This is a genomic window from Vibrio sp. (genome assembly GCF_038138445.1).
GTDB lineage: Bacteria > Pseudomonadota > Gammaproteobacteria > Enterobacterales > Vibrionaceae > Vibrio.
Genome location: NZ_JAYQDQ010000094.1, coordinates 1 through 14600, shown reverse-complemented (window position 1 = coordinate 14600; position 14600 = coordinate 1). Strand labels below are relative to the sequence as shown.

Below are 14600 nucleotides of genomic sequence, written 5' to 3'. Positions count from 1 at the left end.
GCGCGCACTTATCACCGCCAACGATGAGGGTTTGGACGCTCTCCCATAACGATGAGTCAAGATGAGGCAAAAAAGCTGGTGTCAGCATCGCATGAGTAATACCAGCATCAGCAACTTCAATAGATAACCGTTCTGGGTTAAGGATCGCCTCTCGGCTATAAAGATAAAAACGAGCACCCACTGACAATGTTAATACCCATTCCCAAACAGCTGCATCAAAACTCAAAGAAGCAAATTGCAATACTCGACTAATGTTTGAAATGCCAAAGGATGCACCCTGGTGATAAGCTAAGCTTACAAGCCCATCATGTTGAAGCATCACACCTTTAGGCTTACCCGTTGATCCTGAAGTATAAATCACATACGCCAAATGCCTTGAGGTTAAACCAATCAGCGTTGGGTCAATATTCTCCTCAGTGTAATGGCTCAGTTGCTGCTGCACCTCTGAACAATCCAAGGCGATGGCGCGGTAAGACGCTTGAGCAGAGCCGTTAGGTAAATCATGGATAAGGTGCTGCTGGGTAATGATGACCCCCACGTCACTGTCTTGGATCATATGACCGAGGCGCTCACTTGGGTAGCTTGGATCTAAAGGCACATAGGCGCCTCCGGCTTTTAGGATACCCAAAAGCCCAATCATCATCTCAAAGCTGCGGTCAGCGCAGAGACCGACTAAGGTATCGGGGCGCACACCCTGCTCTAATAAATAATGCGCTAGCTGATTGGCCCGCTGATTGAGTTCACCATAGCCCAGGCTCTCATTGTTAAAGACTAAAGCCGTCGCTTCAGGGTGCTCAGCAGCGCGAGCTTCAACCAGTTGATGAATGCACAGCTCGTCTGGGAAGTCTTGTTGGGTGTTATTCCAATTTTGTAGCAGGCCTTGCTCACCTGGGCTTAAAGTGGGCACAGTTGAAATAGCTGAACTAGGATTCTGAGAAAGGTATTTCAAAATGGAGAAATGGCGTTCTATTTGTAGGTCTATTTCATCTTGAGTAAAACATTCGGGCTTATAAGTGACTTTTAGAGTGAGTTGACCCATATCGCTATAGTCACCCCATCGAAATTGTAAAGGAACTGAGTCTTCAGGAGCTGAGCAGTGATGAAAATTACTTTTTAAAGAACCCATTTCTAAATCAACATCAAAAGGCTCATAATTAACTAAAACATTAAATATACCACTGGTACCCGTCGCTCGATTTAACGCTCTCTTAAGATGCGTCAAGGGAAAGCGCCGATGACGGTACTCTTGTTTTTGCTGCGCAGAGATCGAGCGAATAAAACCACTAACCTCCTGGTTTTCATCTGAAATCTCAACCAAGCTAGGGATAATGTCAGTCATCATCCCCACTGTTTGCCGCTCTTGTCGATTATGGCGACTTAGTAAAGGAATACCAAAACATAACCGTTTGGCTCCAGCACTCTTAAAATAATAGATAGATAGTGCTGCCAAACTCAGCTGCTGGATACTAACGTTTAAGTCACTACAACTTTTACGGATTGATTGTGTTAAATCTCTGGGCAGTGTCATTTCACAGTGCTGAACCCCTGATAAACCTTGCTTGCTCGAGTTAGTATCTAACAAAGGATCCGGTAGGGATTCGTAACGTTTTAACCAAAACGCTTTATCTTTATGGTACTGAGCTGATTCCATATATCTCAGAGCATTCAAAGTTGCTTCTTGATAGGAAGGCAGGTCATCCAGCCAGTCCAGTGGTTCTCCATACAGTAAGCAGCTATAGGCTTTAGCTACCTGCCTTGAAAAATGTGCATAACCATAACCATCAACAATAATATGGTGAGCTTTTAACACCCACCAAAACTCTTCATTCTGAACTTTAAGGAGTTTATTTATATAAAGGCAATCTGACTGAAGACTGAAGGGTTCAGAAAAGATCTGATGTAGTTGATCTAATGCTTGCTTAACTGGGTCTTTCTCGCCAGACAGATCAGCAATATCTAAATCTTTTGTCCGCATTTCTTTTGGTTTAACACTCTGCTCTGAAATGGAATCATTACAATCAAAACTAAGACCGAAGGCGTCCAGACCATCAATTACCAGATAAAGTGCTTTCTTAAAAAGCTCGACATCTAATCTCCCATCTATCTTGATATACCCACCAATATTGTATGCTGGAGACTCAGGCTTAATTAGTTGTTCAAAATAAATACCTTCTTGAGAGGGATGTAAGGGGAAATGGCCTAGCGTATTATGCCTACAATCTTTAGTCATAGCGTTTACTCCTTCAAAGCGCTTGATATAAGTTCAGTTTTACATGTGTTATTTTTATTACAGTCGACTTGATGTCAGGCAGGGATTGTTCCAAAAGTCAAGGGGTTGTAGCAACAAGAAACCACAAGCAATAATAAATTATGGAACTTGCTTTAGGACAATAAGTGAGATTAATTAAGCAGCGAGTAAATACGCTTTGAGAAATGCTAGCAACAGAATTCTCTACCTCGCGTTTCACCTCACAATACGGGATGAAGCGCTATGTAACTGCTCCCCAGATAAAGAAGATATTTCTGATTTCTCAGACAACTAGCGGTGTACTAAATCGCTTGCCTCCATTGGCCACGATACGCTGAAGTTTCCAATTTGGTTATTTTTAAAGAGTATAAAAAATCAAAGGCGAACCAATTGGTTCGCCTTATTCGTTTTTAGTGCTGTAACTAAATTAATCGACAGGTGTAATACTCAACTGAGCATCACCAAAGCCAAGCTCTTCTAATTCTTGTGCATCAAAATTGGTTGTGACTTCTATATCACCGATCTGTTCACTGACCAGAGCTTCCGCAGAGCGTTTGGTACGGTTACTTATCGATGTAGCTTGACCAATTTCTATCGTGCCAGCAAATTGTGATTCGGCATAAAAATCACCGGAAACACGAGAGTAAAATGGACGTAGGCTCTCTCCCGTCACAGTTTGCATATTCTCTAAGCCATTTTCAGTGATAGCCCAGCTCCAATCCCACCATTTGACTTCACCCGGAATATAACGGTGATCCCATTGATAGCGAATATCTGCTGATTTGTCGCTACCACGTCCCATAGTAAAAGTGTGTTTTTTGTTAGGACGGTCGTCTGGGTGAGAATTCCAAGCGTTGCCACTCCAGCGTAAAAATCCATCAAATTCAACATTATAGCTAATATCCGCACCAAAGCTGTATGGATAAGAAATACTCGAGCGATAAAGTTCAACACGAATTGGGATCTCAGAATTAGCAGGCACAGTTGGCCTTGCTTGGAGCGTCACCTGCTCGCTAGTCGAACCCCCATTGGTGTTGGCGAAACTCTGATTGGCTTCAAGTGAAATCGACAGCTTAGTCTTTCCAACCAAAGGCCACATAAATTCATTTTCTGTGGATACCGATTGAGCAAAACCATAGCTGTCGGTTTTAGACCAATGGGTTGACTCATTCAATGACAGATCCACCACCACCTGCTGTGGAATGTCACTTCTATTTCGAGCAATCGCAGTCACCGTTTTTACTAACTGGCGCTCAGATTCGGTTATGTCACCGTGGGAGAAATCGCTATTGTTGAGAGTGTAGGCAAAGTTATTAATTGTGATTTTGCTTTTTTCATCACAGCGATAGCCATCGCATGAGCCATCCTTATTGCCTTGAATTACCCAGCCGTCGCCTTCACGTCTGACATCCATATCTTCGCCGACAAATTGGCTATGGTTGCCACTAACCCAAGCATAACCAAGGTAATGGGCAAGGTAACTCAATGGACGAACAAAGTTTTCGTGATCAGTTACCAGCGCATACTGAATGTCTACTTCATCACCTTCTGGAATGGGCATCTTAGGCATAGTCGGAATTTCTGACACCGCATCAATAGGGTAACACCAAGTGGTACTATTGGGAGTATCCTGTTTGATTCGACCGTGATAGCCAGGCCCCATAATTACCCAGTTATCTTTTAAGCCAGTGATTTGCCACTGACCCATACGAGAAACAATGTAGTCCTTTTGTGCATTTGCTTCGAAGCGGTCTATCGGGCGGTAGCCCGTACGACAGACATCTTCACCCAGTTGATCTGTTACCAACTGGTCAGGATAAATCTTAGCCTGTGCGTTTGCAGACAGAACGGAAATAAGCACGGATGGAATCAAAACTTTAAAAGTATTGGATGTTCTCATAGCTCACACTCCTAACTGTTAATTCAGTCAATAGTGATCACATAAGTCAAAACTATAGTAAACAAATAAATTAACAATTTTAACAATAGTGTGGCATAGGTATCATTTTTTGTTTAAATATTCACCAATAACATATAAATAATCAGTTAATTTGTATCAAGTGGGGGAGTTAAAGCCGTACTGAGTTGCCTTTTTGATGCACTCAAGCCTTTCCCAGCCTGAAACACATATCCTAGAAGGGGTATTTTAGAGGTTGCGTTAAAAGGATGTTTCAAATGTAAATCATTGATTTTACGAAGAGGATTAAACGGCGCCAAAAATTAAAGATTGGCGCTATAGTGTTTTGTTAGGATTGTAAACGCTCGATTTTTCCGTTTATGTCTTCACGAAACTTATCGAAGTTCTTAACCTTGGTGAGTTTACCCCCACAATTAAGAGCCACAAGATATGCTATTAGAGACATCAAGCTAATAAAAATAGACGATATATCCTCCCCATCCGAAGCGATATTCATAAGCTGGTAAACCTGTGCAATAGCAATCAAAGCAAGTACCATAAGAATAGACTGACCAATGTAAATCATCAGATACTTGTTATCACTGTGCAGTTTTTCTATTTGCTCAAGTCGCTGCTCCAAAGATGAAACCTTTTTAGCCTTGCCCCAAACCCAAATTTTAATTACCCAACCTTGATAGACAGGTATCGTTGCAATCAAACCAACAATTGCTACAAATTTTTCGAAAGTCATATTTTTCCTGTTATGTAAGCCTAACATCCCGCCAAAGAACTACAATGCATTCCACCCAATTTGATTTATTGTTCCATAAACACAAACTATTATCTGAAGACGCCAAGCTTTATGAACCGCTGTTGAAAAGCTTGTTAGCTGCAATGTTTGCGGCATTGTTAACCAAGAGTTCTCGAACGTCTATGAGCTGGTTAATTTGAAGTATTTCCCTAATTCTTTTTTTGATCTCAACTATTGTTGATTCTGCATTTTTTATATTTGGCTCACCAATATTCATAAGGTTACTGAACTCATTAAACATTTGTTCAATTGCTTTTGAGCGCGTGTCACAATGTTGTTCGGAACCGGATAATGCTTCGGCCAAACCTGAACTCGCACCAATATTTCTAACAGCTTGCTCAAAAGGCATGAGCTTTTCTTCAATTTGGGGGGTTATCCAAGCGGTATACTCAATGCGAAGCTCGTAGAGCTTTCCCGAATGTTCTAAAGCCTCTCTTGTCGGACCTTCTTTAGTTAGAGTAGTAACTAATTGGTGGACTTCCGCCAAGTATTTTTCACAGAACTCAACGTGTTTATCAAAAACTGTGTTTGCCATATGGGAGGTGGCACCTAGATTGAATACTTGTTGTCCCTGCTGCATCTCAAGGTTTCTCTGATGATGAGTGTTATCTCTAACTAGCTGAAACAGAGCTACCGCCAAGCCTCCCACACCTGGAATAGAAGCTATATCCTTGTAAATGTCAGTAATTGGGGCAAAAAATACTACGCAGAATGATATACAAACTATGAGAGTAATCCCTATCCAAAACTCTTGTTTCAATTTATACAATCTCCTAGTGAAGCTAACGCATTGATAAGTGGCAAGCAAAACTGCCTTCGAGTTAGCCATATGCCCAAACGAGATCACATCATTTAGGATGAGAACATAGCCAAAAATTAGCGATTAACGACAAAGCCGTTTGTTGAAAGGCTTTATTTAAGCCCAATAGCCGCCGCTATAGCTGCTATGAAAACACCAACTAAGATTTTGCCCCACCCTGTATTATGCCAAGCTGGATCATCATTTTTAGCCGAATCTATAATAATATCTACAGATGCATTTTCTGGAACAATCTCTATATCAGCATCTTTTCGCATTTCGCGTAAGTAGATATCTTCTTGAATTTGAGCTCTTAACTCGTGATATTTGCTCTTTAGTGCTTTATGATCACTGATGAAAAAAGCAGATACGATAATAAAAACTGAAGGTATCGCAAAAATGGAGTACATCTCAATGAGGTCTGGCTTACCCTCAAAACGAATATATCTAGCACTCTCCCACACAATATCGACTGGAAAAACATAGGTAATAGAAATTGCTCGTGCTGAAAGCAGATGTATATGTTGAAAAAAGGAAAAATCAACGCCTTTACTAGCTAAGTAAACTGTTTTAACAAACACCATTAATAAATAAATCACAGCTAGTAAGATACAAACTCTGGCAACCATTGCCCTACGTCTGGTTTTACGCAATTTATCTTTTAACTTCATCAATATCCCTATATCGCTAACAAAAAAATATGAACAAAGGTTACTATTTATGCATACAGTGTCAATTGATATTTTTACGAAGGCCTCAAGAAAAGATTTAACTCCCTATTAATTAGTGCCTGAAGGTTTTGGGCATTCACCGCCTTACCTCATTAACCCACATGTCTGCCCTCAGGCACCTATGAGATATTTTTCTTCTTGGGTTCAAAATTAAGACTAATATGACCCAATACCAAGCCGAGAGAGGTTCTGTCTGCTCTGGGCGTTACAAGAACATGTTCATCTCAATGAGCTGTGCCAACTACTGTATTGCCGTTTGTACAGAGTAATTGACCAGCTCATATGAGAACTCAACGGCGCTTTAATCAGTGCTTGCTGCTGGATGGGTTGATTGATAAAGCTCATCTATCATCAGCTTATCTAAATCTGAAAAAGCATCATTGTCCTGGTACGATATCAGGCCACCATTCGGTAGGCTGTTATAGTTCATAATCGACTGAACCTGATTACTTTGGTGTCGCAGACCAAATGCGTGTAGTGCTTCATGTATCACCACATGGTAACTGTGATTCCAAGTAAACAGCCTACCGGTATTGGTGATAAATTCATTTCTCCCATTCTGGAAGATGGTGTATGCACCTTGTGATGCTTGGTTAGGATCTCGTTTGAAAACCAGCTTAGCCTTGCTTAAATCACTCGTGTACTCAAAGCTTGTACCCTCATATCCTGCACCAACTAACGCGTTAGCTAATTTGTTGAGTTGAGTGGTTACCTCTGTCGTTTCGAGATTGATATCATTTTGAGCCCAACCGCTGAGATTGGTAAAAGAAGGATCGAACCCATAATAATTTTTCTGACCTAGCTGAAGTCTTCCTGACTGGTTTGGGCCTCTTGGATACGTTTCAAGCTCTTTTGAAAAAACGACAAAGTTCTGATTTGTGGCAACGTCTCTCTGATTACTAGCGCTTACTTCTTTGTTATCGTGGTCGTTATAAAAGAAGTGGATCGGCTCTATGTGTTCTGCCGAGAAGAAATTATTGGCTATCTCCTCCATGGTGAACCAAATGGGTTTGGCTGTCGAGAGGCTGCTACCTATCTCAAACTTATGGTCAGCCTGTGCAGAAATATCGAATGAAAGGTAATAGTGATAATCCCGACCGTGACCACCTTGTTTCTCTTCACTAACCACTTCGTTTGAAACAATATCGCTAAATGCTGCTGGCGCGGTTGACGACCGATGTGCACGACTAAAGGCTATCTTTCCTGTGTCATTTTCTAGAGCGTAGTTATCAGCGACGACACTACGCTCACCATAGTGAACGCGTAAAGTTAGATGATTCTTGATGTAATCAATAACAGTACTACCTGCTTTGACTATCTGCTCCTTTCCAACTTTGGAGATATGAATTCTTAACTTATACTTCAGCCTTAACTTGCTGACCTTATAATACCCGTCACTATTCAGTGCCCCGACATTATCGTCAGTACTGATGGTCAAAGGGGAGTCTTGCCAACCATTTGAACTGTAATCATAAAATGACAGTCCAACTTTCTCAGAATGTAATTCTACAGCTGGTTGTTCAGCTTCTTTGGTTTCTACTGCATCGGTTACCATGGTCGATTTCCTTTATTCAAAGTTTTTATGGAACTCATTATTAAGTGGTTAACTAACGAAGACTTGCCCCAAATAAAGTCTGCGCCAGTGCAATAATTCCTACCACTGGCAGTCATCACACTCCCCACAAATAAGAAACAAAATTCATATAAATACAGATGAATTGATCAAGAACATGGAATACGATAAAAGTTGATTCATTGATAATAATGACCTTTAGATCACAAAATAATTACTGAACGCACCAAACGAACCACACTCCCCAGCAACATATGGTATGGCAATATTTAGGCTTATATTCAATGTTTTATATTAGAATATTAGCAAAACACAAATAAGCTACCTACTGAAAGATAGGCAAATATATTGATCTTTACTGAGTGATTCATTACAGTAGCGCTATCTTATGCAGGGACTCATCTCAATGTCCCTATTTTTATAACTTAGCAATCTATCTTCTGATAGATAGGGGCGATTCGTGAAAAAGCACCAAATAGCTATCCTTGGCGGTGGACTGAGTGGTTTATATACTGCATACCTATTAGAACAACATGGGATAAACAATTACTGCTTAATCGAAGCCGCGCCAACTTTAGGTGGGCGCATTCTTACTCAACATGTAAGTAGCAACAATGTGTCTGGCACCTTTGACCTTGGACCTTCTTGGTTTTGGCCCGAATTTCAGCCGCAGTTTTCAGAGTTGATCGATACCTTAAACCTGCGGACTTTTGAGCAATTCAACTCTGGTAAGATAGTTGTTGAACGTTCACCCAATGAGGAGCCTATTACTCTAAAAGGAATGATAGGCGGTCCAAACTCGATGAGGTTAAAAGGTGGAATGAGTTCGCTGATTAGTGCATTGTCGATGACAATAAACCGTGACAATATAATTCTCAACCATAGAGTCACTGACATCACTAAACGCGATGATTCTATCGATATTACCTGCCATTCTAATAAGAACTTAAAAAAGGTCATTAGCGCTGAGCAGATTTTTTTAGCTTTACCACCAAGGTTATTGTCACAAAGTATCGATTTTACTCCAATGCTTCCGGAGAAAACGATCAAACAATGGCAAGCAACACCAACTTGGATGGCACCTCACGCTAAATATATTGCTGTCTTTGAAGATGCTTTTTGGCGTAAAAAAGGGCTGTCGGGTGACGCTCGCAGTGTGCGCGGTCCATTAGTCGAAATACATGACGCATCATCATACGAAGGAATGCCCGCTTTATTTGGGTTTATTGGTGTCCCAGCCCATGTGCGTAAAGATATTGACCAAGCAACACTTATGCTCCACTGCCGTGCCCAGATTGAACGCCTGTTTGGTCCTAACGCGCCAGAGCCCAAGTATGAGTTTATGCAGGATTGGTCTAAAGAATCGCGCATCACTACCGAACTCGATTTAACCACCGATAGCTCACATGGTTTGGTACCTGAACCTAGGATCACCACTGGAGATTGGCAAAATCGCATCATAGGGGTAGGCAGCGAGTGGTCCAAACAATTTCCTGGATTACTAGCTGGCGCGGTAGAGGCGGCAGAAAATGGCGTCAGATCCTATTTATCTCAAACTAACCATATTTAAGGCAATACCATGACCAAGACTTATAAAGCGATGCAAATTAAAAGCCCCGGAGAACTTGAGCTGGTTGAAAAACAAGTTCCGACACCCAGTTCTGAGCAGGTACTGATAAAAGTTGAAGCCTGTGGTATGTGCGGTGCAGATATTGCGGATATTGAAAAGCCGTCGAATATCAATCGTGTTCCTGGCCACGAAGTTATCGGTAAAATAGTCGCTATCGGGGATCCCAAACAATCAAAATGGAAGATAGGTCAACGCGTGGGCGTGGGACGCCTTGCTGGGCATTGCTACCATTGTCAATTTTGTAGACAAGGGAAATTTCAACACTGTGTGAACCAAGACGTTGTTGGCGCAACTATTGACGGCGGCTATGCAGAAATGATGCTAGCGCCTTTGTCCGGTCTGGTACAAGTTCCCAGTGAACTTAATATGTATGAAGCGGCGCCTATATTATGTGCTGGCCTATCTGTATTTAATGCGCTTAAAAAGATTGGATTGTCAAACACGATCTAAGGCGTCCTCGATCGTGTTTTAGGTCTCGTGAAACCTAGCTTTAGTCCATATTAGCTCCAATCAATTCAGTTGGAGCTAAAATCATGAAATGGACATATTTACTGTTCGCATCCTTATTTTTTCTTTGCGCTACCGTCACCGCTTCCGGTGTTGGATTCACACAAATCACCTTAGTCGATGATCCTCAGCGGCCACTAAACACCGTCATTTGGTATCCCACACAAGATGTTTCAGCGACGACTTTGATTGGTGACAACCCAGTTTTCGTTGGAACGCATGTTATTAAAGGTGCCCATATCAAATCAGGCATATTTCCTGTGGTGTTGTTATCACACGGCTACCGAGGAAACTGGCGAAACCAAAACTGGTTGGCAACTGAGCTTGCTAAGCGCGGCTACATAGTAGCGGCCGCTGATCATCCGGGAACTACCTCTTTCGACCAATCATCCGTCCAAGCGGCGAAGTGGTGGGAAAGGCCGCGAGATGTGTCACGCGTTCTGGATTACTTATTAACCGCAACCAAATGGAAACCATCTACTAACCCTAGCGATATTACTGCGATTGGACATTCATTGGGCGGCTGGACAGTGATGTTATTAGCTGGAGCGAAAATAGACAGAGCAAGGTTTGAGGCTGATTGTCTACTATACCCTAACCCAAGAACCTGTGGACTGTCTCAAGAGCTTGGGTTATCAAGGGTCCAAGTCTCAGTGCCACACAATAAAGCCCTGCTAGATCCGCGAATCAAGCGTATCGTGAGTCTGGATTTAGGTCTTGCTCGAAGCTTTTCTATTAGGAGTCTAAGAGACATCAATGTACCAAGCTTAATACTCGCGGCTGGCGTCGATATAGGCGATCTGCCTCAGGCATTAGAGTCTGGTTATATTACTGAGCACATGCCTCTGAATTTAAGACGCTACAAAGTCTATGAAAAAGCGGCCCATTTCAGTTTTATGCAAGACTGTAAACTCGGAGCAGAGGTTATGCTCGAAAATGAGGTATCAGGCGATGGCATTATTTGCAAAGATGGCTTAGGTGCATCGCGCCGCGAGCTACATCAATTGATGTTAAATGACATACTTAACTTTCTAAACCAATAAACAGCAAGCAAACCCTATTCAATCTAATCCTTGTGGCGAGCTTCGATACTCACTCGGAGTTTGCCCAGTTATCCTTGAAAACTCACGATTAAAATTAGATTTGGTTTGAAAGCCCGAGCTAAGAAAAATGTCCGTTATTGCCTCATCACTTTGCTTAAGCAGGGTCTTCGCATGCTCAATTCGATAAGCATTGATAACCTTTGAGATGTTTTGCTTATGAGTTTGATTAACCGCAGCCGATATTTTTCGGGCCGGAATACCTAACTTTCGCGCTAACCGATTGAGAGACAGATCCGCGTCTTTAAATACTTGTTGCTCTCTCATCAATACATCAAACCTAGCCATGATCTGCGCAGTTTCTTCAGCTTTGTCTTCATCCAAGGCTTTCACTGAGTTGGCTGGCATATCCGCTTGTTCAGGAGAACCATATAACATGGAAGGCTCAACTTGAGGCTGTTTGTATTCGCTCGCAGAGGTTGTACTTAGGCTAACAACCACCACTGTAGCAACAATAGCAGGAATAAGCACAAGATAACCAACCGAGAGTATCAAGCTCGTGTACTGCGCATTGAGCAGCAAGATATCATAAGAGAGCACGCCATCAACCAAAGCAGAAAACAACAGAAGTCCACCCGCAGCCCGCTCAGCTACGACCACTTTCGATAGATCAGTTAGCCGAACATTTTCCGGCACACTGAACGACGACTTTAGCAACAAGCTACCATAGCCGAGATAGAGCAAGATCAGCAAAACATCGACGGCCCCTGCCCAGATATGATGATAAAAAAATGAGCTAACCAAAACCGCAAACGGGCCTAACCAATGTAACTGTGTATTAGATATACTCCGATGAGCTCCCGCGAAACAGAGCCAAGCCGCGACTGGCACACTTGCGCTAAAAACAGGCTGTAGGAAGCGAACCAAGGCAATATCTAGCGTCCATCTAAGCCCTACTACCATCATCATTAATACACACAGCATGATAAACCAGAATGGTTTTTGACTAGTTTGTGGGTAACGGCATCGAAGCACCACACCAGTTATAAATAACAGCAACGATGCGACAAATGGTAAGGGAATAGCGAGCATCAAAAGTCCGTTTAAATTCGATAAAAGATCATTGAAATGTTTGTAACACTCATACCAAGTCCAAAAAGCGCAGCGCAGGGGTGTTTACAAGGCTTTATTTTAATAAGATTGGTCACGCAATACGACTTTTTCAGGCACAAAGCATACAAAGACATTCTCAGAGTTAGACTGAAAGTCTATAAAACGTGCATTCCATTTTGATTTGTCGTTACCAAGATACTTATTCAATAAACGTTCAGCACGCGAAGAATCAAACTCGTGGACATTTGCAATGCCTCTAAAACCCGCATGGATAGATTTACCCGATGCCCTATCCCAATCAACAATACTGATGGCGCTTTTGGGCTGCTGCGCCACTCTTTTAGAGAAGGAGTCACCTTTTACGGAGATAATCCAAATTTTCCCATCTTCCCACAAAAACCAGACAGGAGAACAACACGGCCCGTCCTGTGACTCACTCGCTAAAAAAGCATATAAGGGCTGAGATAAAAACTCATCCAAATCTAGGTTTTTGCTTTTCTCGATAATTTGCATTTAGTATCCATTTGTAATCTAATGCCGCTGTCTTACGGATTCCCCTCATAATTTCCATATAAAACAATGATTAGATGCACATCGCTCATTCTGATCTAATGAATTTCGCCAAAAATACACCTGACTAAATGGATTTAATAGGAATACCAACGCCTTACACACCTGTGGACTAGGAGATTTATAAGGGGATCCGCTAGCGCCCGCCTAACACGCAATGTATTGGTATGGCTTTTTGCGTTGTTTGCCAAAACCATGACAACTTAACATTGTTGGAGTTTGGGCTCTTGTTATATTCCCATTACGCTGCAGCGAAGCTGATAGGATGAACTTTGGTTAAATTAACGTTTTGTTTAGCTTGCCAAAGATTGTAATTGTCCTGCATAGATAGCCAACTTTCTGGACTTCTACCCAAAGCCTTAGACAATCTTAATGCCATTTCAGGAGTAATAGAGCTCTGTCCCTTAAGGACTCTGTTAAGAGTTGAGGCTGAGACATCCAATTGTTTCGCGACAAATCTACAGCTGTAACCAAAAGGTTCCATATATACATCGGAAATGAATTCACCCGGATGCGGTGGATTATGCATAGTCATTAGTGATAATCCTCGTAGTTTAATATGTAGGCGTTACCATCTTTGAATTCAAATGTTACTCGCCAATTGCCATTTACAGTTATTGACCAAACGCCGTCTCGATTGCCTTTCAATTGATGCAACTTAAATCCTGGTAAATCGATATCTTCGATAACCGACGCGGTATCTATGGCGGCTAGTTGCATTCTCAAACGGCGTTCATGTTTAGCTTGAATCCCAGCTTTACTTCCGGTCTCGAAGAACTTCTTCAAGCCTTTGTGTTTGAATGTCTTGATCATTAAGTGAAGCGTAGCGTGTTGCGCAACGAGTGTCAACTGGAAATATAACGCTTCGCTCAGCCGTTTGTTATGTGTTTATTCGCTAAAGCTCTTCAGCCCCGCGTTTTTTATCGAGCTTTGAAGCTTATCAACGGCTCCATTGTTCTTATGCCATATAATGTAAGTGAAGTCCCACTCTTCACTGATAATACACTCTAGCTCTGGAATCACAATTCTTATAAATTCAGCACTCGTCTTATCTTGACTCGATTCAAAGTCTGAAAGAATTGACTCAACATCAGACATCTCAGAGAGAGTCTCAGTCTTAAGGCTAACCTCTAAAATAGTAAAATTCTTAGAGATCAATCGAATCCAAGTATTAAAGCGCTCAAAATCATCGAAATATTGTGCAAACATGATCACCACTTAGAGTACATAACACCTTAACTAAGCCGTTGTGTCATAAACACTAAAGCTGATTCAAACCCAAAATGCCCAGCATTGCGAACCTATCTTAAAAGTTTGTTATATTTTTTTAACTAAACAATATGTAGTGTGCCCTGTAGGGTAGTCGGGTAACTCCCCAAAAACTGTAAAGCCAAGCTTTTCATAGAATGGCTTTGCTTGGAAACTCAAGGTTTCCGTGCGCAAATAATGAAAACCTTTTGATTTGGCAAAGCGTTCAGCAGCTTCGATTAGTTGAGTGCCAACTCCCAAACCACGCGTGCCCTCGGAGAGCCAAAGCAATTCAATGATACAATAGTTCCAAAATGCAGTGGCTCTAATACCACCTTGCACTATGCCATTTTCATCTTTAGCTAATACCGCAAACTTAGTGCTGAGGAATCCCCTGATAATTTAGATAAAAATCATCAAGTTAAGGTAGATG

Annotated in this window: 15 protein-coding genes; 3 read left to right on the top strand and 12 right to left on the bottom strand. The window is 41.8% G+C overall.

The features are described 5' to 3' along the window. From AAFM34_RS17820 to AAFM34_RS17795, 6 genes are all read right to left on the bottom strand, one after another. Positions 1-2230: AMP-binding protein (locus tag AAFM34_RS17820; protein WP_341665141.1), on the bottom strand; the 2230-nt coding region annotated here is incomplete at its 3' end. Positions 2231-2675: 445 nt separating this feature from the next. Further along, entirely contained in the window at positions 2676-4148 is a 1473-nt protein-coding gene (locus tag AAFM34_RS17815; protein ID WP_341665138.1) for an aerolysin family beta-barrel pore-forming toxin, read from the bottom strand. Positions 4149-4494: 346 nt separating this feature from the next. After that, positions 4495-4896, bottom strand: a complete 402-nt coding sequence (locus tag AAFM34_RS17810; RefSeq protein ID WP_341665136.1) for a hypothetical protein — start codon at positions 4894-4896, stop codon at positions 4495-4497. Positions 4897-5005: 109 nt separating this feature from the next. Further along, a complete protein-coding gene (locus tag AAFM34_RS17805) occupies positions 5006-5536 on the bottom strand; it encodes a hypothetical protein (RefSeq protein ID WP_341665135.1) in 531 nt (176 codons plus the stop codon). 332 nt (positions 5537-5868) lie between these two features. Next, the gene (locus tag AAFM34_RS17800) at positions 5869-6426 is read right to left on the bottom strand and encodes a hypothetical protein (protein ID WP_341665133.1); all 558 of its coding nucleotides are present in this window, start codon (positions 6424-6426) and stop codon (positions 5869-5871) included. Positions 6427-6787: 361 nt separating this feature from the next. Continuing rightward, on the bottom strand, positions 6788-8041 hold the full coding sequence (locus AAFM34_RS17795; protein ID WP_341665131.1) for a hypothetical protein: 1254 nt from the start codon (positions 8039-8041) through the stop codon (positions 6788-6790). Positions 8042-8519: 478 nt separating this feature from the next. Between AAFM34_RS17795 and AAFM34_RS17790 the strand changes: the two genes are divergently transcribed. The 3 genes from AAFM34_RS17790 to AAFM34_RS17780 all read left to right on the top strand — a co-directional run bounded on the left by AAFM34_RS17790 (position 8520) and on the right by AAFM34_RS17780 (position 11239). Continuing rightward, the gene (locus AAFM34_RS17790; protein ID WP_341665129.1) at positions 8520-9629 is read left to right on the top strand and encodes an FAD-dependent oxidoreductase; all 1110 of its coding nucleotides are present in this window, start codon (positions 8520-8522) and stop codon (positions 9627-9629) included. Between the two features lie 9 nt (positions 9630-9638). Next, the gene (locus AAFM34_RS17785) at positions 9639-10139 is read left to right on the top strand and encodes an alcohol dehydrogenase catalytic domain-containing protein (protein ID WP_341665128.1); all 501 of its coding nucleotides are present in this window, start codon (positions 9639-9641) and stop codon (positions 10137-10139) included. An 83-nt stretch (positions 10140-10222) separates the two neighbouring features. Further along, positions 10223-11239, top strand: a complete 1017-nt coding sequence (locus tag AAFM34_RS17780; RefSeq protein ID WP_341665126.1) for an alpha/beta fold hydrolase — start codon at positions 10223-10225, stop codon at positions 11237-11239. An 18-nt stretch (positions 11240-11257) separates the two neighbouring features. On the opposite strand, the gene AAFM34_RS17775 is transcribed toward AAFM34_RS17780, so the two are convergent. The 6 genes from AAFM34_RS17775 to AAFM34_RS17750 form a co-directional block, all read right to left on the bottom strand. Beyond that, positions 11258-12331 (bottom strand): helix-turn-helix domain-containing protein, encoded by a 1074-nt coding sequence (locus tag AAFM34_RS17775; RefSeq protein ID WP_341665124.1) that lies wholly within the window; start codon positions 12329-12331, stop codon positions 11258-11260. Positions 12332-12427: 96 nt separating this feature from the next. After that, on the bottom strand, positions 12428-12862 hold the full coding sequence (locus tag AAFM34_RS17770; RefSeq protein WP_341665122.1) for a pyridoxamine 5'-phosphate oxidase family protein: 435 nt from the start codon (positions 12860-12862) through the stop codon (positions 12428-12430). A gap of 298 nt (positions 12863-13160) precedes the next feature. Continuing rightward, on the bottom strand, positions 13161-13454 hold the full coding sequence (locus tag AAFM34_RS17765; RefSeq protein WP_114783871.1) for a HigA family addiction module antitoxin: 294 nt from the start codon (positions 13452-13454) through the stop codon (positions 13161-13163). After that, positions 13454-13732 carry a type II toxin-antitoxin system RelE/ParE family toxin gene (locus AAFM34_RS17760; protein WP_341665119.1) on the bottom strand — a complete coding sequence of 93 codons (279 nt, stop codon included), beginning with the start codon at positions 13730-13732 and terminating at the stop codon, positions 13454-13456. Before AAFM34_RS17760 ends, AAFM34_RS17765 begins: the two co-directional genes overlap by 1 nt. Before the next feature lie 75 nt (positions 13733-13807). After that, on the bottom strand, positions 13808-14128 hold the full coding sequence (locus tag AAFM34_RS17755; protein WP_341665117.1) for a hypothetical protein: 321 nt from the start codon (positions 14126-14128) through the stop codon (positions 13808-13810). A gap of 108 nt (positions 14129-14236) precedes the next feature. Further along, a complete protein-coding gene (locus AAFM34_RS17750; RefSeq protein WP_341665143.1) occupies positions 14237-14566 on the bottom strand; it encodes a GNAT family N-acetyltransferase in 330 nt (109 codons plus the stop codon). Positions 14567-14600: the final 34 nt, after the last annotated feature.